Annotated in this window: 11 protein-coding genes; 5 read left to right on the top strand and 6 right to left on the bottom strand. The window is 39.2% G+C overall.

What is annotated here, in order from left to right; genetic code table 11:
• The first annotated feature begins 39 nt into the window (after positions 1 to 39).
• On the top strand, positions 40 to 3174 hold the full coding sequence (locus J4051_RS14255; protein WP_208234553.1) for a glycoside hydrolase family 2 TIM barrel-domain containing protein: 3135 nt from the start codon (positions 40 to 42) through the stop codon (positions 3172 to 3174).
• A gap of 7 nt (positions 3175 to 3181) precedes the next feature.
• On the opposite strand, the gene J4051_RS14250 is transcribed toward J4051_RS14255, so the two are convergent.
• Positions 3182 to 4999 carry a TonB-dependent receptor gene (locus tag J4051_RS14250; RefSeq protein ID WP_208234552.1) on the bottom strand — a complete coding sequence of 606 codons (1818 nt, stop codon included), beginning with the start codon at positions 4997 to 4999 and terminating at the stop codon, positions 3182 to 3184.
• 236 nt (positions 5000 to 5235) lie between these two features.
• On the opposite strand from J4051_RS14250, the gene J4051_RS14245 reads away from it, so the two are divergent.
• The 4 genes from J4051_RS14245 to J4051_RS14230 all read left to right on the top strand — a co-directional run bounded on the left by J4051_RS14245 (position 5236) and on the right by J4051_RS14230 (position 12978).
• On the top strand, positions 5236 to 6300 hold the full coding sequence (locus J4051_RS14245) for an efflux RND transporter periplasmic adaptor subunit (protein ID WP_208234551.1): 1065 nt from the start codon (positions 5236 to 5238) through the stop codon (positions 6298 to 6300).
• 3 nt (positions 6301 to 6303) lie between these two features.
• Complete coding sequence (locus tag J4051_RS14240; RefSeq protein WP_208234550.1) at positions 6304 to 9393, top strand: efflux RND transporter permease subunit; 3090 nt, start codon at positions 6304 to 6306, stop codon at positions 9391 to 9393.
• On the top strand, positions 9380 to 10699 hold the full coding sequence (locus J4051_RS14235) for a TolC family protein (protein ID WP_208234549.1): 1320 nt from the start codon (positions 9380 to 9382) through the stop codon (positions 10697 to 10699). The genes J4051_RS14240 and J4051_RS14235 overlap by 14 nt, the downstream gene beginning before the upstream one ends.
• 257 nt (positions 10700 to 10956) lie before the next feature.
• A complete protein-coding gene (locus J4051_RS14230) occupies positions 10957 to 12978 on the top strand; it encodes a protein-disulfide reductase DsbD family protein (protein WP_208234548.1) in 2022 nt (673 codons plus the stop codon).
• Positions 12979 to 13206: 228 nt separating this feature from the next.
• On the opposite strand, the gene J4051_RS14225 is transcribed toward J4051_RS14230, so the two are convergent.
• The 5 genes from J4051_RS14225 to htpG all read right to left on the bottom strand — a co-directional run bounded on the left by J4051_RS14225 (position 13207) and on the right by htpG (position 22596).
• Entirely contained in the window at positions 13207 to 15447 is a 2241-nt protein-coding gene (locus tag J4051_RS14225; protein ID WP_208234547.1) for an FUSC family protein, read from the bottom strand.
• A gap of 170 nt (positions 15448 to 15617) precedes the next feature.
• Positions 15618 to 16184: a hypothetical protein gene (locus tag J4051_RS14220; RefSeq protein WP_208234546.1), complete on the bottom strand. Its 567-nt coding sequence runs from the start codon at positions 16182 to 16184 to the stop codon at positions 15618 to 15620.
• Between the two features lie 17 nt (positions 16185 to 16201).
• The gene (locus J4051_RS14215; protein ID WP_208234545.1) at positions 16202 to 16846 is read right to left on the bottom strand and encodes a transposase; all 645 of its coding nucleotides are present in this window, start codon (positions 16844 to 16846) and stop codon (positions 16202 to 16204) included.
• Positions 16847 to 16867: 21 nt separating this feature from the next.
• The gene (locus tag J4051_RS14210) at positions 16868 to 20320 is read right to left on the bottom strand and encodes a pyruvate carboxylase (protein WP_208234544.1); all 3453 of its coding nucleotides are present in this window, start codon (positions 20318 to 20320) and stop codon (positions 16868 to 16870) included.
• A 362-nt stretch (positions 20321 to 20682) separates the two neighbouring features.
• Positions 20683 to 22596 carry a molecular chaperone HtpG gene (gene htpG, locus J4051_RS14205; protein WP_208234543.1) on the bottom strand — a complete coding sequence of 638 codons (1914 nt, stop codon included), beginning with the start codon at positions 22594 to 22596 and terminating at the stop codon, positions 20683 to 20685.
• Between the last annotated feature and the right edge of the window lie 220 nt (positions 22597 to 22816).

The raw sequence follows: 22816 nt of genomic DNA, 5'->3' as shown, positions 1-22816 counted from the left end.
ACCAAGCTTGCCATCGTGGCGGGTATTAAAAAATTACACATGAAATTAAGATTATTTAGTGCCATCGTTTTATTTATAGTGATGGGTTGCAAAAACCAGCCTCTTTTGGAAGTCCCAGAACAAACGTCCCATTTTAATCACGAGGTATTTGAAGACCATAAATTGCCGCCAAGAGCGACCTATTTCGGATTTGAATCGGCTGATCTTAAAGAAAAAGAAAATTCAAAACGCTTCATGAGTTTAAACGGACCTTGGAAATTCCATTGGGTTAAGGATCCAAAAACGAGACCCACCACATTTCAAAATGTGAATTTTGATGACTCTGATTGGACAACAATTCCAGTTCCTGCAAATTGGGAAGTAGAAGGGTACGATCATCCAATTTATTTGGACGAGCGTTATCCGTTTACCACGACTTGGCCAGATGCACCCACCGATTATAATCCCGTTGGTACCTATAGAAAGGAAATTACTTTAGATAAAGAGTTTTTATCTGAAGACGTCATCTTGCATTTCGCAGGTGCCAAATCGGCAATGTATGTTTATATCAACGGCGACTATGTGGGCTATTCCCAAGGCAGTAAATTGCCTGCGGAATTTAATATTACCAAATACTTAAAAGAAGGAAAAAACTTGTTGGCCTTACAAATGTTCAGATGGAGTGATGCCAGTTATTTGGAAAGTCAGGACTTTTTGCGCATGAGTGGTATTGAGCGCGACGTCTATTTATATACGCAACCAAAAGTTTCCATTTCAGATTATTACGCCTATACCAACTTAGATGATAATTATGCGAACGGCATTTTTAAAAACACCGTTTCAATAGCCAATCATTTTAATGAGCCCGTTAAAAGAAAAGTGTCCGTAGAAGTTTTGGATGGCGAAACATCAAAATTTACTGACTCTAAAGTTGTAGAGATTCCAGCGAATGATAGCATTCAATTTTCTTCAGAAAGTAGTTTTAAAAATGTAAAACAATGGTCAGCTGAACAGCCAAATCTATATACTTTAAAAATAGTTTTAGAGGATGAAACGAACGCAAAAAACGATCAATTCATCACCAGAAATGTAGGTTTCAAAAGTGTAGAGATCAAAAACTCTCAAGTGTTGATTAACGGAAAGGCTATTTACATCCGTGGTGTTAACCGACACGAAACTGACCCTCTTACGGGTCATATCGTATCACGAGAATCGATGGAGAAGGACATACAGCTAATGAAACTAAATAATATTAATGCGGTGCGGACCTCGCATTATCCCAACGATCCGTATTGGTTGGAATTGTGCGATAGATATGGATTGTACGTGGTAGATGAAGCCAATATTGAAAGTCACCCGTTAGCCATAGACAAAAATACGCAAATAGGAAATGAAATGAGCTGGTTGCCAGCACATGAAGCGCGTACGCAACGCATGTACTATCGCGATCGGAATCATGTTTCAATTTACTCATGGTCTTTAGGGAACGAAGCGGGAACGGGGGAGATTTTTAGAACTACTTATAAATGGTTGAAATCACATGATGATAATCGGATTGTGCAATATGAACCTGCGAGAAAGGAAGATTATACAGACTTGTATTGCCCAATGTATCCAAAGCCAGAGTTTTTGATCGAACACGGAAAGTCCAATTCGGATAAACCTTCCATCATGATTGAATATGCGCATGCCATGGGGAATTCGGTGGGCAACTTGCAGGATTATTGGGATATAATTGAAACCTATCCTAACCTTCAAGGGGGTTATATTTGGGACTGGGTGGATCAGGCTTTAGAATATAAAGATGAAAATGGCAATCCGTATTTTGCTTATGGACATGATTACCATCCCGACTTGCCAACCGACGGAAACTTTTTGAATAACGGTTTGGTCGATCCACATCGTGTGCCACACCCACATTTATCTGAAGTCAAGAAAGTCTATGAACCCGTCCAATTCAATTATTTGGGGAATGGCGTGATAGAAGTTGAAAATAAGAATTTCTTTGTGGATTTCTCTGATAAAACCATTGCTTGGAAAATTTTAGAAAACGGCAAAGAAGTTTTTCAAGATGAGAATATTAATATTGATGTGAAGCCTCAAGAGACTGGGAAAATCAAACTTGAGAAATTTCCAACGTCCTTGTCTTTAGGAAACGAGTATATACTTCAAGTCAGTTTAATTCAAAAAGATGCCAAAGATTTAATTCCGAAAGGCTATGAAGTGGGTTGGGATGAGTTTGTACTTCAAAAAGGTCAATTTAATAAGCCAATTGCATCTGAAGAGAAATCCCTTGAAATCGCTCAGAACAATGACAACTTCACAATTAAAAATGACCTTGTTGATTTGAAGATCAATGCCGAAACAGGAGAAATCCAATCGTGGACTTACGACGGAAAGCTTATTACCAACGCAGCGATCCGCCCAAATTTCTGGCGTGCACCAACAGATAATGATTTAGGAAACAATATGCAGCAATGGGCTAAAGTTTGGCAGGACGCCACCTATAATTATAGCTCTAAGTTGTCAGGAAATCCTGTGGCATCCAATGATGGCGTAACCTATAAAGTCAATTATATATTGCCCAACAATGAGGCTAAAGTAGAGGTGAAATATACCTTGAAATCCGATGGAAGTCTAAATGTCCATTTTAGCTTTACGCCCAATCAAAAGAACCTGCCTAACATCCCTCGTTTAGGGATGTACATGACCTTATCCAATGATTTTACTGATGTGTCTTGGTATGGAAAAGGAGAGACGGAAAGTTATTGGGACAGAAAAACCGGGGTTAAAATAGGTGTGTATTCGGGGAAAATCGTGGACCAGTTTGAAAGATATCTCCGTCCGCAGGAAACAGGAAATAAAACCGATGTTCGTTGGGTTGAAGTCTCATCTTCTATCTTGAATTTAAAAGCTTCGAGCGCTGTTTTACTTAATACAAGTGTTTGGCCATTTGATATGACCGAAATTGATTTTAATAGTGATGATGCCAGCGAATCAGCTTCTGGTTTGGTGCCTGTCACCAAAAAGCACGGTGCCGATATTAAAATTGGTAATACGGTGCAATGGAACATTGATTATATGCAAATGGGAGTTGGTGGCGATACCTCATGGGGACGACTGGTGCATCCGGAATACACAATTCCTGCGAATCAGGCTTATGAATATTCATTCGATATCAACCCCTCTCAGTAATGTTTGATTAATCAAATTTATAGGTCACCCCAAAAAGAAGACTTCCTTTAGGCATCGGCACTAAATTCGTTTCCGTGTATTCGGCATTGAAAATGTTATTTGCCGACAATGAGATGTCGAAATTCTTCTTTTGATAGTTTAATGAGATGTCCATCACGCCATAGTCGTCGCCCGCGTTACGAACTGCGTATTTATACAGAATCGTTTGTGAGAAATTCTTGATCAATTGGGATCTGAAATTCGCGATAAATTGATGTTTTAAAGAATTAATTGCATATCTGGAGTACGGAAGGTCTAATGCCTTTATTTTATCCTCAATAAAGGTATAGCCAAAATTGATTTTCTGATCAAAGTATAACATTGAAAACCTGTAATCGACGGATGTTTCAAAGCCTTTCGTATTAAGGCTTCTAATATTGGTGGCCTTAAAAGCTTCATCCTCGGTGGTTTTGATGAAGTCTATTAAGTTTTTTGAATCTCTATTGAATAAACTTAATGTCAAATTAATTGCCGACTTCTTAAACTTAATTCCAAATTCCTCAGCAATGGCTTCTTCTGGTTTTAACTGGTCATTGCCTAAAGTGGTGGGGTCGCTGTAGAATAAATCAGTGTAAGTAGGGATTCTATACGTATAACCTATATTGGCATAAGCGCGAAGATTCTGTGTAATATCAATTCCTGCATCAATTCCCGGGAAGGCATGAAATTTAAAATCTGAGTAATAAGACATCGCAACTCCAGGTGTTAAATCGATACGATCATTCAAGAGTTTAAACCGTTGTTCCAAAAACAAGGTAGTTATGGTTCTCGAGTGGTTGCCTAAATTATTACTGGATAAGAACACTTTTTCAAAATTGACGCCGAAGCCTGTAATTCCAATATTGGACAGATAAGATCCATTAATTTGTGCGCCGACTTTATTGGAAATATGCAGATTTCTATAACCGGTTGGATTCTGTCTATTGTACAAATAGAGATCTTGATTACGCCTCCAATAAACTTGTGGCGTGATGGTCAAGTTGTTCTTTTTATATCGTGTGGTGACACCTACAAGACTCGTTTGGGTTTCTTCGTATTGATCTGTTGCCGATGGCGTCGCATAAAATCCGTTGGCTCCAAATTTTCTATCAGTAAATGTGGCTAAAACTTCAATAGGCCTATTTTGAGTATTGAACGCGCTCTTAAGAAAGTAATTTTGTGTGTCGTAATCGGTGTTGTAACGATAGCCTTCAGAGACGTTTTTCGAATAATGCATTAAATGATTTGAGTTTTCAAAATTGCTACTGGCGGTAACTGCAGCGCCCAACTGCTCATACGAACCACCACTCAATGCGATGGATAGATGATCAGGACTTTTTTTCTTCGTTATAATATTCACAGCACCCGTAAATGCATTTTGACCATAAACTCGTGCAGCGGGCCCTTTAATGATTTCTATGCGTTCAATGATGTCCAAGGGTAAGGCGGCATTTAAAATATGATGGCCCGTTTGTGCATCGTCCATTTTAATGCCGTCAATCAGGAGTAGGGTTTGATCAAACCCACCACCTCTAATGTAAAGGTCGGCTTGCATGCCATTTGTGCCACGTTGTCTGATATCCAAGCCTGCTACTTCTTGTAAAAGTTTCGCCAAAGATTTGGCTGGACTCAACTTGATGTCCTCGGCAGTGATGATCATTATAGAACGTGATTCTTTTGAAAAAGGTATTTCAATGCGTTGCGCCGAGATGATGATTTCGTCGAGGTTCTGAGGTGTATTTTGATTTTCTTGGGCTATGAAATAGGAAGGAATGAAAAATAATAAAGGTAGAATTCTAAAATTCATTGTGGGTTTTTAGTTGGTTTTTATAAGGCGCCAAAGTTAATTAAACCACTTGTGGAAATCCTAATTAAAAGTCCAAACTATTTGTAAAGATAGAATACCATTACACTTTAAAAAAAGTGGATTCATTCAAATTCTCTTAAAATCTGTTAAAAAAACATAAGATTTGGTACTTCTAAATTTAAAAAATTAGATTTGTGATACCATGAACTATCCTGAATTTATATAACCATCTTTTAATGAAAAAAAGATACATTATTATCGCCATTATTATCTGCGGAATAATTGCGCTCATCGCTAATAGAATTAGTGTGAATTCCAAAGCTAGCAGTCCGAAAGGCGCCCAACGAACAGTCACTGTGATGAGTGTTGAAGGGAAAGTCCTCCAAGCCGAAAAATTCGCAGAAAACCTTACACTATCCGGCACCTTGGAAGCCAATGAGGAAATTGAGATACGAAGTGAAATCTCTGGAATTGTAGAGAGTATCAATTTTGAAGAAGGTAAAAAGGTTTCAAAAGGACAAATTCTTTTTAAAGTCAATGATATTGAACTTCGGGCCCAACTGTCGCAAGTAAAAACAGCGCAACAGTTGGCTTCTGAAAATCAAAGAAGAGCCAAGCTTTTATTGGATAAACAGGCCATAAGTCAGGAGGAATTTGATGTGTCCAACGCCGATTTTGAATCTGCCCGTGCCCAAGCTGATCTGATAGCGGCCCAACTATCAAAAACAACTGTTCGCGCACCTTTTTCAGGAACCATCGGTTTACGCGCTATTTCTAAAGGTACCTACGTCACACCGTCAACACCAATTGCCAAGTTGGTCAATACAAGTCAGCTAAAATTAACATTTGCCGTTCCGGAAAAATATGTTTCCCGTATGAAAGTGGGCACCATATTGACCTTTACAACCTCCAATTCCAAAGTAGAACACACGGCGAAAATCTATGCGATAGAACCACAGGTGGATGTTGCCTCAAGAACTTTGAGAATGAGGGCTATTGCCGAAAATAGGGAAGATAAATTATACCCTGGTGCTTTTGCCAATGTGACCTTACCACTTGAAACCGTCAATAACGCGTTATTGGTACCGACGGAAGCTTTGATCCCTATCCAAAACGGCAAGAAAATATTCGTCATGGATAATGGGAAAGCTAAGGAAATTGAAGTTGAAACAGGGGCGAGAACGGATAGTGAAGTACGTGTCCTTTCTGGAATTAAGGTAGGTGATACCATATTAACTTCAGGAGTCATGTCACTAAGAAATGGTACCCCGGTAAAAGTGAATTTAAAGAATCAATCCTAACTGATGAGTTTATCTACTTTAAGTATTAAACGTCCCGTACTGGCCATTGTCATGAACTTGACCATTATGCTGTTCGGGATTATTGGCTTTACCTATCTTGGAGTAAGGGAATTTCCTTCTATTGATCCAGCACAAATTTCGGTGAGCACCAGTTATTCCGGTGCGAACGCTGATATTATTGAATCCCAAATTACTGAACCACTCGAAAAAGCCATCAACGGTATTGATGGGATCAGAAATATAACCTCTTCAAGCAACCAGGGTTCCAGCCGAATCAGTATTGAATTCAATCTTGATAAAGATCTTGAGGAAGCCGCCAATGACGTGCGTGATAAAGTGTCACAAGCCATACGTAGTTTGCCTCAGGATATTGATGCTGCACCGGTAGTGTCAAAGGCTGATGCCGATTCTCGTGCCATTATTTCCATGACGGTTCAAAGTGATAATAGAAACATCTTGGAACTTACCGATTATGCGGACAATGTTTTAGCGCAGCGTTTGCAAACCATTCCAGGAGTGAGTAGTGTGCAAATTTGGGGACAGCGCAAGTATGCCATGCGTTTATGGATTGATCCTTTAAAATTGGCGTCGTACGGTGTAACCGTTGCTGAAGTCAGAAGCGCATTGTTGTCGCAAAACGTCGAGTTGCCTTCTGGTAAATTAACGGGCGCCAACACCGAATTGACCATAAAAACCATTGGTAATCTCTCTACCGAAGAAGAATTTAATGATATCATCATCTCCTCTGAGGATGGGAAAGTAGTGCGTTTTAGTGATATTGGACGGGCCACCTTGGAGGCTGAAAATATGGAAACTAAGTTGAGCGACTCTGGGCAGCCAATGGTGGCTTTGGCCATAGTACCGCAACCAGGTACCAACTATGTGGCCATCGCCGACGCTTTCTATGAGGAATTTGACAAGCTTAAAAAGGATTTGCCGGCCGATTTCAAATTGAACATTGTGATTGATGATACGTTGTTCGTTAAACGCGCCATCACCGAGGTTGTTGAAACTTTGGGAATTTCTATTGTTTTGGTCATCCTGGTCATCTTTTTCTTCTTTAGAAACTGGTCTATTGCCATGCGTCCACTCGTCGATATCCCTGTGTCCTTGATTGCGACATTCTTTATTATGTGGATGTTTGGGTTTTCTATCAATGTATTGACCCTACTTGCTATTGTGCTCGCCACGGGATTGGTGGTGGATGACGGGATTGTGGTCACGGAAAATATCTATAAGAAAGTAGAAGAAGGCATGTCGCCAATTGAAGCCGCCATAAAAGGTTCCAATGAGATTTTCTTTGCGGTGATTTCCATTTCGGTGACGCTGGCAGCAGTTTTTCTTCCTGTAATTTTCTTAGAGGGCTTTGTTGGCCGATTGTTTAGGGAATTTGGTGTTGTTATCGGTGCGGCCGTTTTGATTTCGGCGTTCGTCTCTTTGTCATTAACGCCGATGCTGAATGCCTATTTGATGAAACCTGGAAAGCAGAACCAAACACGGTTTTATCTGTATACAGAACCTTTTTTCGTGAAGATGAATAATGCCTATGCCAGTTCATTAGGAAAGTTCCTGAAGAATAAATGGTGGAGTTTTCCGGTATTGGCCATTTGTATTGTGATGATAGGGGTGTTCTATAGTTTACTTCAAAAAGAAACAGCACCTTACGATGATAGAAGTTATATCGGACTTAACGTAACGGCTCCAGAAGGTGCATCTTATGAGTATATGGATCGGTTTATGACGGAGATAACCGATTTGATCAATGATTCCATTCCAGAAAAAAAGGTGAGTTTGATCATCACTTCTCCAGGTTGGGGATCGTCTTCAGTAAATAGTGGCCGTGCTACAATTTCGTTGGTAGATCCAGGTGATCGCGATCGTTCTCAAAAAGAAATTGCCGAAGATCTTTCCCGATGGACCAGAAACTATGAAAACGCCCGTGTGAGTGTCTCAGAAACCCCAACCATCGCTGTAAATAGAAGGGGAGGGATGCCAATTCAATACATTATTCAGGCTCAGAATTTTGAGAAGTTGCGCGAAGTAATTCCTGAATTTATGGAAGAAGCCGAGGATCATCCGGTCTTTTCCAATACGGATGTAAATTTGAAATTCAACAAACCTGAAATCTATGTCACTATTGATCGTGAAAAGGCAAAGAGCTTGGGCGTTTCGGTTTTGGATGTTGCACAAACCTTACAATTATCGTTAAGTGGCCAGCGTTTCGGTTATTTTATGATGAATGGAAAGCAGTATCAGGTGATCGGACAGTTTGACAAGAAAGATCGTAGTAAACCGATGGATCTCACCTCAATGTATGTCAAAAACGATAAAGGCGAATTGATCCAAATGGATAATTTAGTGACTACTGAAGAACACAGTAGTCCGCCGCAACTTTATCACAACAATCGTTATATGTCGGCCACTGTTTCTGCAAGTTTGGCACCTGGGATGAGTATTAGTGATGGTATTGACGCCATGGAGAGCATACGTGCGAAGGTTTTGGACGAAACTTTTACCACTGATTTAGGCGGTGAGTCGCGAGATTTTGTAGAAAGTAGTTCCAATACCCTCTTCGCGTTTGGATTGGCTTTATTGTTGATATTTCTAATTTTGGCCGCTCAGTTTGAAAGTTTTATAGATCCATTTATTATTATTCTTACTGTGCCTATGGCAGTTGCGGGAGCTTTATTTTCATTGTGGTTATTTGGACAGACTTGGAATATTTTTAGCCAAATCGGTACCATCATGTTAATTGGGTTGGTGACGAAAAACGGGATTTTGATTGTAGAATTTGCCAACCAACTTCGGGAAGAGGGCATTCCGAAAGATGAAGCTATTCGGAAGGCTTCAGTGTCCCGACTGCGTCCAATTTTGATGACTAGTTTAACTATTGCATTGGGGGCATTGCCAATTGCATTGTCCATCGGAGCGGCTTCAACAAGTCGTATCGGAATGGGAGTAGTTATCATTGGGGGCACGATGTTTTCACTTGTTCTGACCTTGTTCGTTATTCCGTCTATTTATATGATGTGGTCAAGAAAAAGAAAACATCATCCAGAATTTGATAAAATTGATACCTATGGAACCATATAAACTCTGGCCGCTATATCTAAGTATATGTTTGGGATTATTTTCCATTAATACGCTTGCCCAAGATCTATTGACACTTGAGGAAGCGGTAGAAATTGCCTTGGAAAACAATTACGATATTCGTTTGGCAAAAAACAATTTGAAAACAGATTCTCTTGGTGTCAGTCCCGGATTTGCCGGCATGCTCCCTAGAGTTTTTGCTCAGGCCAACACCAATAACAGCACTCAAAATATTTCGCAAACCCGCTCAAATGGCGAGGTGATCGAATTGGATAATGCCAAAAACAACAGTCTCAATTATGGCGTTGGACTGGACTGGACTATTTTTGATGGTTTTGGCATGTTCGCACGGTATGACCAACTGAAAGAACTTGAAAAATTGGGAAAAGCAGAATTGCAAAGTACCTTATTGAATCGGGTTAGGGATGTGATGATCACTTATTATGATTTGGTTCAACACCAGCAGCAATTGACCGCTTTGGACAGTACTCTGGTCATTTCCCGGCAGCGTGTAGAACTTGCCGATAACCGATTTAATATTGGAAAGGCTTCTAAGTTGGAAGTGCTAAATGCGCAAGTGGATCTCAATACGGATAAGACACTTTACATTAGGCAAAGTGAAGTCTATGCTAATACGAAAATTAGACTTAATGAAATTATGGCTCGTGATCCCGAAACAAAATTTAAGGTTAGGGATGAGGTGTTGATTGCAAGTAATTTGCAGCTTTCTGAACTGGAGGATCTCGCAACAACCCAAAACCCGGAATTGCAGGCATTATTGATCAGTAAGCGAATTTCGGAACTGGAATTAAAACAGGTTAAGGGCAATCGTTATCCCAGAATTTCTGCAAACACAGGATATAATTTTAGCGATTCAGAATCGAGCTTGGGCTTTACCACAAAAAATAATGCACAAGGTTGGAACTACGGATTCGCTGCAAGTATTGATATTTTTAACGGCTCCAATCAAAATCGGAATGAAAAAATTGCAAAGCTTCAAATTGAAAATTCGACTATTGCCATAGCACAGCGAACAGAAACTATAAAAACGCAATTGCATACCGCATTCCAAACCTATCAGACCAATTTGAGCTTGATTGAATTGGAAACCAGCAACGAAAACATTGCCAAGGAAAACCTTGATATTACATTAGCGAAATATAAAATAGGAACGATCCCAACCATCGAGTTTAGAACTGCACAACTCAATTATATTCAAGCCACTTTACGCTTGAGTAATGCTATTTATCAAGCTAAATTGTCAGAGATCACATTAAAACAACTTGCGGGCAGTTTGTCATTGATGTGAAATAAAATATTCTTTTCAATTCGTATAAGATAAAAAAGGTTCTAAAGACTTTGTTAAACTCCGTCTGAACCTTCCAAAATAGTATGTCTTCCTACTTCTTTTAATTACCTTTGCACCTTGATTTTTACAAGTATTAATATTTTTAACAAATTATTATAAGGGCATTCCGCATTTGCAACGTCTTAGTGATAGAGAAGTTACAGTTTATGTTTTTTTTCTGTTTTAAATATTGATACTACCCTAACGAATACTATCAAATGAGAACTATCTTTCTTTACTTTTTATTGGTTTCAATGACATTGACAGCTGTGAAAGCCCAGGTTTTGGATCCCGTAAAATGGTCGACTTCAGTAGAAAAAATCTCTGACACAGAGTATGATCTGATTTCAAAAGCCACGATCGACAGAGGTTGGCACTTGTACTCACAAGATGTACCTGAGGATGGCCCAATTCCAACGACATTTACTTATGATACCGGTGCAGATGCTGAACTTATGGGTAATACCACCGAAGAAGAAGGGCGTACCGTTAATGACCCAGTATTTAATATGCGCATCAAGTATTTTGATGATTCAGCTGAATTCAGACAACGCATCAATATACTCAACAAGGAACTTTCAATAGTTAAGGGTGAAGTCGAATTTATGGTCTGTGATGACATGCGATGTTTGCCTCCATCTTATATCGACTTGGATTTTGATCTTTCAAAAGCTGAAGGATTCACTGGCACAGATTCGAATGTCTCAGAAGAAAGCGGCACTATTAATTTTCAGGAACCTGTAAAGATAGATAGCGATAAAGAGGTCATTGTTACTGAAAGAGAGGAGAAAGAAGCCGAGAACAGTGGTCTTTGGACGATTTTTATTCTTGGAATGGGTGCAGGGCTTATCGCCTTGTTCACTCCTTGTGTCTTCCCATTGATACCCATGACGGTCAGTTTCTTTACCAAACAAAGTCAGAACAAGGCTGAGGGAGTAAAAAACGCCATTATTTACGGCCTCTGTATTATCGTCATTTATGTTATTTTGGGCACAGGTGTCGTGGCCATCTTTGGTGCGAGCGCCATTAATGAGTTCTCTACAAGTGTAACCTTTAATTTACTGTTCTTTTTTATTCTTGTGATATTTGCGGTATCCTTTTTAGGTGCATTTGAAATCATGTTGCCACAATCGTGGGCGAATAAAATCGACAGTAAAGCTGGTAAGGGTGGCTATACTGGAATATTCTTCATGGCTTTGGCCCTTGCCATAGTATCCTTCTCATGTACAGGACCGTTTGTAGGGAATATTATTGTACTCTCTGCCACCAAAGGCGGATTGGCACCAATGATTGGGATGTTGGGCTTTTCGATCGCCTTGGCATTGCCATTTGGATTATTTGCGGCATTCCCAGGATGGTTGAACTCGCTGCCGAAATCAGGTGGTTGGTTGAATACGGTTAAAGTGGTTTTAGGATTCTTGGAATTGGCATTTGCATTCAAATTCCTATCTCAAGCAGATTTGGTGCTGCAGCTGCATTTCTTGGAGCGCGAGGTTTTCATCGCGATTTGGATTGCTATTTTTGGTGCCTTGGCTTTTTACCTTTTCGGAAAGATCAAATTACCACATGATTCACCGTTGACCCATATTTCTGTAGGACGTTTGAGTCTTGGTTTGTTGGTACTGAGTTTTACTATTTATATGATCCCGGGACTTTGGGGTGCGCCTCTTAATTTGATTAGTGCCTTCCCACCGCCATTGGATTATTCTGAATCGCCTTATGGTGTAGGTAATTCCAAAACCGGAGGAGGGTTTAGTTCAGGTGAAGCACAAGTGCTTCCTGATGGTGGACATCTTTTGGCACCACATCAAATCTTGGCCTTCAATGATTATGATAAGGGAATGGCCTACGCCAAGGAAGTCGGCAAACCAGTTATGTTGGATTTTACGGGATGGGCGTGTGTAAATTGTAGAAGGATGGAGCAGAACGTTTGGCCAAATGATCAAGTACTCAATATTCTTAAGAATGAAGTGGTGTTGATTTCCTTATATGTTGATGATAAGCGAAAACTTGAGGACGATGAGATCGTAGAATCGCAGTTACGACCAGGCAAACAGTTGAAGTATATCGGACAGAAATGGAGCGAGTTCCAGACCATAAGATATAAAACAAACACGCAGCCTTTTTATGTCTTGATAGATCATGATGAGGAAAATCTTAATGATCCAGTTGGTTATACTCCAAATGCTCAGGAATATATAGAGTGGATGAGAGAAGGTGTGGGTGCATATAAAGAATAAGACATGAAATTTATTTGTTGAAAGACCACAATTGTTTATAAATATTAGAAACCACTTCTTTTTGTTGAAGTGGTTTTTTATTCTCACCAGTGGGCTTTAATACCCCGAATTTCTTGATCAAATGAAACTTAAATCGGAATAGTCAATATAGTGCCCTAAACTTCAAAGTATTTTGATTTAAGCTAGGTGATGGAAGCCAATATGTGTAATGCATTGTTGATAATCTTTTTATAGAACCTCCTGATACTTTGAAGTTGCTTTTCTAAGATTGTCAGAAAGCGTCTTTAGCCAAATCAATTGATTGGCAATCAGATAGGCCTCTTGGAGGTTATGAAGACTCTCTCTATCTAATTCTGTAAAACCATTTTGCAGGTTTTCATCACGCATTCTGGATAGGTTATGATAGGTTTCCATTAGTTTTTCCTGTGCTTCTTCAATATCGATAGTCATGGTTTCACAGTCGGCGTTAACCTCATTTAAAATGGAACAGGAAGCTTCAAGCGTATTGGCTATTCTCCGAACGATAGCATCAAATTCTTTGGAAGCTGGAGTGGTTTGATGATTGATGATGAAACTGCCTATAGAGGCAATGGCCGACACCATGGTCTGGTTTAAGGTCACCATGTCGTAGATGAGTTGAAATTCCTTTTGTTTCGATTTCGGATCTTGAGTCAATCTTTGGAAGGCGGCATTTAGATTACTTATGGCCAGAAAGGCTTCCTTCCGTGCTAATTTATAAGGGAGTTCATTTTTATTCTTATCATAATATAATTCTTGGGTAGCCAAAAGATACTTTCTGTTCTTGTTTAAAGCATCGACCAGCACATTCTTTAAGTTTAAGGCTTCCCAACTTGGCCAGATAGTGTAATTGGCAATTACGGCAATTCCCGCACCAATGATGGTGTCAATCACACGGTATTGGATCACCTGAAAGGCATCAGGAGTGATAAGTGAATACACGAATATGATATTTATGGTGATAAAAGCTGCTGCCGATTTAAAATTCTGCTGAATCAATGAAAACGCCAAGGTTAACGAAATGATCGCTAAAATCCCATATATGATCACATTTTGGGTCAGCAATACGATGCCAATAGCTATGGTGGCACCAATAAGAGTCCCAATAATTCGGTCCTTGGAGCGCTCTTTGGTCAGGCCATAGTTGGGGCGCATGATCACAATAATGGTCAGGAGAATCCAATAGGTGTTTCTTATATCCAATAGAGTTCCTAAAATGAAGGCAAATATAATGGCAACTGTAAATCGAAGCGCATGCCTGAACAAGGTGGAATCAAAGCTAAAATTTTGAACAATAACGTTCAAACGATATTCTTGAAGTGTCAAAAATTGACTCGTATAATGACGCTTTAAGGAAACTTTTGAAGCGTCCTTGACGTTTGCCATAACGCGACGTATGGCCCGGATTTCCTCTAAGAGTTGTTCTTGGTAATCATAGTGATTCCGAAGAGCCAAAGCCCCTTCACGAGCCTTTGGCAATTTGATGTCTTCGACATATAAGGAAATAGCGTTTTTAGCTTCGGACAGGGCATCTATTAAGAAATTATTTTCCGGAATTTTATCGTTCTTAATCAGTAACTCAGATAAGGTTATCAAATGATTCCCCATGACATTATTCAGGTTCTTAAAAGCTTTAAGGTATTTTCGATCGCTAAAAAGCCGGTCTATTTCGTTATAATCTAAATGCTTGGCTTCAATGATCTCAAAAATATTAACTGAAGAAATAAAGATCAATAAATGTTTTTCATCATAATGGGAGCGTCCTGAACGTTTACGTTCTAAAAGAAGTAACTCCCTTAGGGTTTCGTGCTTTTCATTGATTTGGCTTTGCAGTACAAAAGCCTGCTGTATGAGTTCTTGACGTTCTGTCTTTTTGGTCAACAAGCGCGCTCGTAATTTTAAATACTCTCCAATAAGAGACATGCTGTCCGACAAAAACTGGATTTCATCTTTTTTGGGTGATAATTTCCTGAATAGATAAGAAATGAGCAAATACCAAAGTCCGCCACAACCAATCAGTAACACATGGGATAAAATTTCAAATGGCGTTTCTTTTTCAACTGCAAAAGCCAATACCATGGCCAATAACCCAGAAAGAGATACCATAGATGCCCTAAATCCATAAACGGAAATGAAGGAGACAAAAAATGAAAAAACGGCCAAGGCTACAACGACGAGTGGGAGGTAAGGCTTGCAAAACAGGATGGTGGCCGTAATCAGCATTGTTAATACAGTACTGATTAAAATAGCATTGACCTTACGCTTTAAACTTCCCGGAATATCTCCAGGAGCATTTAAAAAAGCACCCATAGCAATGGCAGGAGCATATTCAAAATGGCCCAAAAGATATAGGACAGCCAAAGGTGTTATCGCGGAAAAGGTCAATCTGATACCTCTATAAAAGTCGGAACCTTTTAGGAATATTTCTATGGATGTGAGGAGTTCTTTCAAATGTTTATGTGATTGCCTGCAAAGGTAAACTAATTGATTTGCTCTAATTCAATGCTGAGGTTATTTTAAGGTTATTGGTTTTGATATTTTAGCAATTAAAAAACCACTTCTTGTTCGGAAGTGGTTTTAACTATTTGATTTTTATCGATTATGAATGAAAAGCAATCAGATTAATCTTCGCTTCCCCAAGGTGCACCAGGCGTTTCTACTTCCTTGGTGAGGTCAAATTTCACAGAAAACAATCTGTCCGTGCCTATTCTACGAAGGTTGTAAGTAAATGAACTCTCATCAACGGTAATCCACCAGACGTTATTTGCGGCGTGGGCCAATAGGTTGGCGGTAAACTGATCGGCTGGAAAAAATTGAATGTCAGCGCGTCCTGTATTTGGACTAAGTCCGCCGTATTGAGTGACATCATCATCAGTGCCATCCATCTTTCTATGATCGTGTTTTAAGAGAATTAAGTTATCTTCTCCCATCGTCAATACCCAAGTACGCGATTTGTCATCACCAACAAAAAACGGAATTCTGAGTATATTGTCCTCACAACTACGAACATGCATGACCAATTTTTCGCCAGTAAAACCATCGCCTTCTTGGCCTCCAGCCATAATTTCACCTTCGTAAGATTTTCCACAGTGACTTTTAAGAGTGTCCCAAAATTGAACAGATCCAGGCACCTCCTGCGCCAACAATTGGAGCGGTACTGCCAGTAAAATAAAGAGTAGTTTTTTCATGGTTCCAAGATATGTATTTATTTGTGAAATGTGTCCTTTTTCCAATTCATCGGATTGTTTAAAATGTAATTGGAAATTCTTTGATATGATTGGGTGCTTCTAATGATATGCTCATGATAAAGAGGTTGCCAAGCAAAATCAATGGAATTCATGGTTGCATATTTTTTTATTGATGCTTTATAGCCTCGTATGATAGATGCTAAATTTTTAGATTGTGGGCCAAATTTGTTCTTTTGCTGTTGTTCAAGTGGTGAAGCAGTATTTTGCATTGGTGGAGATTCAAATTTTTGCAATGGTGGAGACGCAAAATTTTGCAATGGTGGAGACGCAAAATTTTGCGTCTGTACCTCAGCAGAATCCATACCAATGGGTTTATCAATAATGATAATTCCATGAACATGATTCGGCATAATCACATGATTTCCCAATTTCACAAATGGGAAATGTTCTGGTATAGATCGCCAATTTTGATCTGCTATTTTTCCAATTTCTGATAATTGCATTGGTGGAGACACAATATCTTGTGTCTCTGTCACATCCCCAAAATAATGAATCCGATTTTTTGTGCAAATGGTTACAAAATAGGCGGCATTGCTACCATAATCCCAATACTGCAATCGGGTGGAATCTATTCTGTATTTATTTCTAAATTTTTTAGACATCAGATTGCAAATTGATAATTATTATTCCACTGTTAATATCAAATCATCCTGCATCACCATCGTACCTTCTTTAATAGTGATGGATTTTACTTTTCCTGCCTTAAATGCCGTTACTGTAGTTTCCATTTTCATCGCTTCAATGATGAATAATGGATCATTTTCTTTGACTTTTTGACCTCTTTTCACCAATACCTTATATAAAGAACCTTGTAAAGGTGCGCCGATTTGAGTGGTATCTGCTGGATCAATCTTCTCATGGGTTTCTTTTTTGATATTGAGTGATCTATCCAAAACTTCTACCAAGCGGTTTTCACCATTCACTTTAAAGAAAACAATTCTGACGCCTTCCTCATTCGGAATGCCTACAGAAAGCAATCTGACAATTATGGTCTTTCCAGGTTCCAGTTCGATTAATATTTCTTCACGTTGCTTCATGCCATAGAAGAAATTCTTGGTGGGTACTAAACTTAAGTTACCATACAGCTTATAATTCTCGTGCGCCTGTTCAAAGACTTTAGGATATAAGGTATAGGAGAGGAAATCTTCAATTTCAATAGCTCTGGTAAAACCTTTTTGGAATTTCTTTTTAAAAGCATCATATTCCGCATCAAAATCTATAGGGTCCAAATGCGCATTTGGTCTATCGGTATAGGCTTTGTGATTTCTCAAAATTATTTTTTGTAATTTCTTTGGAAAGCCTCCTGTTGGTTGACCTAAATCACCTTTAAAGAAATTGATCACTGATTCCGGAAACGAAATTTCTCCGCCACGTTCCATCACATCCTCTGGGGTCAGATTATTGGTGACCATAAAAATCGCCATATCACCAACTACTTTTGAACTCGGCGTGACTTTTATCAAGTTCCCAAACATAGCATTGACCTTGGCGTACATTTTCTTTACTTCGTCAAACCGATCTCCCAAACCTAAAGCAATCGCCTGTGGTCGCAAATTGGAATACTGACCACCTGGAATCTCGTGCTGAAATACTTCCGCAGTTCCAGCTTTTAATCCCGATTCAAAAGGATAATAGAGTTCACGGGTATCCTCCCAAAAGTTTGAGAACTGGTTTAAAGTATTCATCTCAAAGTCGTGTGCTCGTGGTTGACCTTTCATCATTTCAACAATCCCATTGAAATTGGGTTGTGAAGTCAATCCCGATAAGCCTCCCAAGGCCACATCAACCACATCTACGCCTGCTTCGATGGCTTTAAGGTAGGTTGCAGTTTGTAAAGATGAGGTGTCGTGGGTATGCAAATGGATGGGCAGTTTGACCGTGTCTTTTAGTGCACCCACCAATTCCGTTGCTGCATAGGGTTTCAACAATCCCGCCATATCCTTGATGGCAATCATGTGTGCCCCGGCATTTTCAAGGTCTTTGGCTAATTGGGTGTAGTATTTTAGGGTGTATTTGGTTTCGTTGACATCTAAAACATTCCCTGTATAACTTATGGCAGCCTGTGCAATGCCGCCAGTTTTATTTCTCACATAATTGATGCTTGGTTCCATGGCTTTGACCCAGTTGAGGGAATCAAAGATTCTAAAGATATCAACTCCATTTTCCCAAGATTTTTCAACAAATTTCTCAATGAGATTATCAGGGTAAGCTTTATATCCTACACCATTACTGCCACGCAGTAACATCTGAAACAAAATGTTTGGGACTGCTTTTCGCAATTCGCGCAAGCGTGTCCAAGGACTTTCATGCAAGAAGCGAAGACAAACATCAAAAGTAGCACCTCCCCAAACTTCCATACTAAAAGTGTTGGGATGATTTTTCGCAAAACTTTCGGCAACTTTCATCATATCAAAAGTTCGCATCCGGGTGGCGAGGAGCGATTGGTGTGCATCACGCATGGTCGTATCGGTATAATGGATTTTTGTGTCGTTTTTGAGCCACTCGCAGAATTTCTCCGATCCCATTTCCGTGAGCATGTCTTTTGTGCCTTTGGGATGCGGAGCGGCTAAATTAGATTTTGGAACTTTCGGATTTCTAAAGACTTTGCTGTCATCTTTATGTTTTACATCAGAATTTCCATTGACAATCACTTCAGCCAAAAATTGGGTGACTTTGGTTGTTCTATCCTGTGGTAATTTGATCTGGAATAGGGAAGGGGTGTTCTGGATAAAATTGACCGTTACTTTTCCTTCTTTAAACGTATCATGTAAGATTACATTTTGTAAAAAGTGAATGTTGGTGTTGACGCCCCTAATTCGGAATTCCTTTAAAGCACGCACCATTTTACGAACGGCGCCATCTAAAGTTCTACCATGTGCAGAAACTTTGACCAGCATCGAATCAAAAAAAGGACTCACACTGTAGCCTTGGTAAATACTTCCTGCATCCAAACGGATGCCCATGCCCGAAGCACTTCTATACGTTGTTATCGTGCCATAATCTGGTGTAAAATTATTACCAGGATCTTCTGTGGTCAATCGGCATTGTAAGGCAAAGCCATAAGTTTTTAGAGATTCTTGTTCGTAGATCTTGATTTGCTGATCTGATAATTTGTAACCGCCAGCAATAAAAATTTGGGTTTTGACCAAATCAATTCCCGTCACCATTTCAGTAACGGTATGTTCTACTTGAATCCGCGGATTGACTTCAATAAAAAAGACATTGTCTTCCTTGTCGACTAAAAACTCGACGGTTCCAATATTATTATAATTGACTTCCGTGGCAATATCTACGGCGTACTTATAAAGTTCTTGTTTGACTTTTTCAGAAACGTTATGAGAAGGTGCAATCTCCACCACTTTTTGATGACGGCGTTGTACCGAACAATCGCGTTCAAACAAATGACGGATGTTACCGTGATTATCGGCTACAATCTGAACTTCAATATGTTTCGGATCTTCCACGTATTTTTCGAGAAACATTGTGTCATCACCGAATGAGTTTAAAGCTTCGTTTCGGGCAGAATCGAAATTCTGCTCCAGATCCTCATCTTTTCTGATGATGCGCATCCCGCGTCCACCACCACCCGAAGCAGCTTTCAGCATTAAAGGATAGCCTATACTTTTTGCTTCTGATAAGGCGACTTTTAATGAAGTTAACTTCTTTTTATTGCTTTCAATAATAGGCACCTTACATTTTACGGCAATTTTTTTAGCTGTAATCTTATCGCCCAAAGCATCCATAACTTCCGGAGTTGGTCCAATGAAAATTATGCCGTTTTTTGCGCATTTTCGGGCAAATTCTGAGTTTTCTGAGAGAAAACCATAACCTGGGTGAATGGCATCAACGTTTTTGGATTTTGCCAAAGAGATGATTTCATCCATATCCAAATACGGCTTTAAAGGCTGATTATCTTCACCAATTTGGTAGGATTCATCCGCTTTATTACGATGTTGTGAATAACGGTCTTCATAGGTGTAGACTGCAACTGTAGCGATGTTTAATTCTGTACAGGCGCGCATTGTGCGAATGGCAATTTCTCCTCTGTTGGCAATAAGTACCTTTTTTATTTTCATTTTTCGATAGTATATGATGATGTGTGGATCCTTTATGGATGTAGACTTCCTGAAGTATAGCTGTCAGATATTCTGTTTAAAAACAACTTTTAGGGAAAGTTGCTGTTTTGTTGGAAATGAGCTTTTCGTCCACCGAATCCTACGATTCCTCCGAAGATAATTTTTAAATTATTCAAAAACAAAAAGTAGACTTAAAAAAATAGTAGAGATCTCAATTTTAATTATTCGAAATGGATTGAATTGACCTTCAAAGTATAGCACAAAAAAACCATCCCGCTTTTGACGGGATGGTTTTGCATTTTGAACATGAGATTGCTTCGTCGCCTAAAAAGGCTTCTTGCAATGACCCGCATTATTGGGTTTTATTTTATCATCTCATAAGAACGTTTGATGAATTCGCTCAGTTCTTTTCCTTTTAACAAGCCTTGAGACAGACGTGCTAAATCTAAACTTTGAGAAATCAATCGTTCTTGTTTTTTCTTAGTTTTGGTGCTTAAAATTTCACCCACCAATTCAGAGTTGGTATTGACCACCAAATTGTACATTTCTGGCATATTGCCCATCCCAAACATACCGCCACCGCCAGTTGCTTGCATCTCTTTCATACGACGCATAAACTCTGGTTGGGTGATGATGAACGGTGACGCATCACTATCCATAGCTTCCAATTGAACCATGAACTTTTCTGAAGGAATTGCTTCTTTCAAAATAGTTTCCAGTTCTGTTTGCTGTTCTTCGGACAGTTTTGAGATTTTTGTATCGTCTTTCTTGATCAAGTTATCAATATGATCAGCGTCCACACGTGCAAAAGTGATGTTCTCCTTAGTGGATTCCATTTTCTGCATCAAATGACTAATAATTGGCGAATCCAATAACAACACTTCATAGCCTTTAGCTTTTGCAGCTTCCGTATAACTGTGTTGCGCATCTTCATTGGACGCATATAAGATGACTAATTTGCCGTCTTTATCCGTTTGATTGCCCTTGATTTTATCGAACAATTCTTGATAGGTGTAGTATTTGCCATCAACCGTTGGATATAGAGCGAATGCATCTGCTTTTTCGAAGAACTTGTCTTCAGAAAGCATTCCGTATTCAATTACGATTTTGATGTCATTCCATTTTTTCTCAAAATCCTCACGGTTCTCGTTGAACAACGATTTCAGTTTATCAGCCACTTTACGAGTGATGTATGAAGAGATTTTCTTCACATTGCCATCTGCTTGCAAATAACTACGAGAAACGTTCAGGGGAATGTCTGGAGAATCGATCACACCTCTCAACATGGTCAAGAATTCTGGAACGATACCTTCTACATTATCCGTAACAAATACCTGGTTTTGGTACAATTGGATTTTGTCCTTTTGGATGTTCAAATCGCCAGTCATTTTTGGGAAATATAAAATTCCCGTCAAGTTGAATGGATAATCTACATTCAAATGGATATGGAATAACGGCTCCTCAAACTGCATTGGGTACAATTCTCTGTAAAAAGAGTTGTAGTCCTTATCTTCTAACTCGGTAGGCAGCTTAGTCCACGCAGGATTTGGATTGTTGATAATATTGTCAACGGTAATTTTCTTTTGGGGCTCAGTAGTTTCTTTACCGTCTTTATCTTTTTTGGTCTCAGGTGTGTGATCTGGATCATTAACTTCCTTAGTTCCGAATTTGATTGGAATAGGCATGAACTTATTGTATTTGGTCAATAGTTCACGGATTTTAGATTCTTCCAAAAACTCAAGAGAATCGTCTGCAATGTGAAGGATGATTTCTGTACCACGTTCTGTTTTGGCATCTGCCTCTAAAGTGAATTCTGGAGAACCATCACAAGTCCAACGTGCACCTTCTGTATCTTCTAAGTAAGATTTAGTTACGATTTCAACTTTCTCTGCCACCATAAAAGCGGAATAGAAACCTAATCCAAAATGTCCGATGATGCCTGAATCTTTTCCAGCATCTTTATATTTGTCCAAGAACTCTTCAGCTCCTGAAAAGGCGATTTGGTTAATGTATTTTTCAACTTCTTCAGCAGTCATCCCAATTCCTTGGTCAATGATGTGGAGTTTTTTGCCTTCCTTATCGATTTTGACTTCGATTTTCGGATTGCCATATTCTACTTTTGCCTCACCGATATTGGTTAAGTGCTTTAACTTTAAAGTAGCATCTGTAGCGTTACTGATTAACTCACGTAAAAATATTTCGTGATCACTGTATAAGAACTTCTTAATCAGTGGAAAGATGTTCTCTACCGAAACATTAATATTTCCTTTTGTCATAATTTATAATTTTTGTCATTCCCTCGAATCCCGATAGCTATCGGGAGGGAAACTGTTTGAACTTTAGTTTGTTTCATTGTAGTAGTCAACAAAAATGCCAATCCAGCTTTTGTGACAATATGGCATAAAAAAAGCCATTCCGTGTAAAGAATGGCTTAATCGTTTTCAGTCCTCAGTTTTCAGTCGTCAGTAATCAATATAATCCCACTGATTCCCTACC

The organism is Gelidibacter pelagius, assembly GCF_017581925.1.
Taxonomy (GTDB): domain Bacteria; phylum Bacteroidota; class Bacteroidia; order Flavobacteriales; family Flavobacteriaceae; genus Gelidibacter; species Gelidibacter pelagius.
Note: the sequence above shows the minus strand (reverse complement) of the source record. Positions and strands in the feature narration are given on the sequence as shown.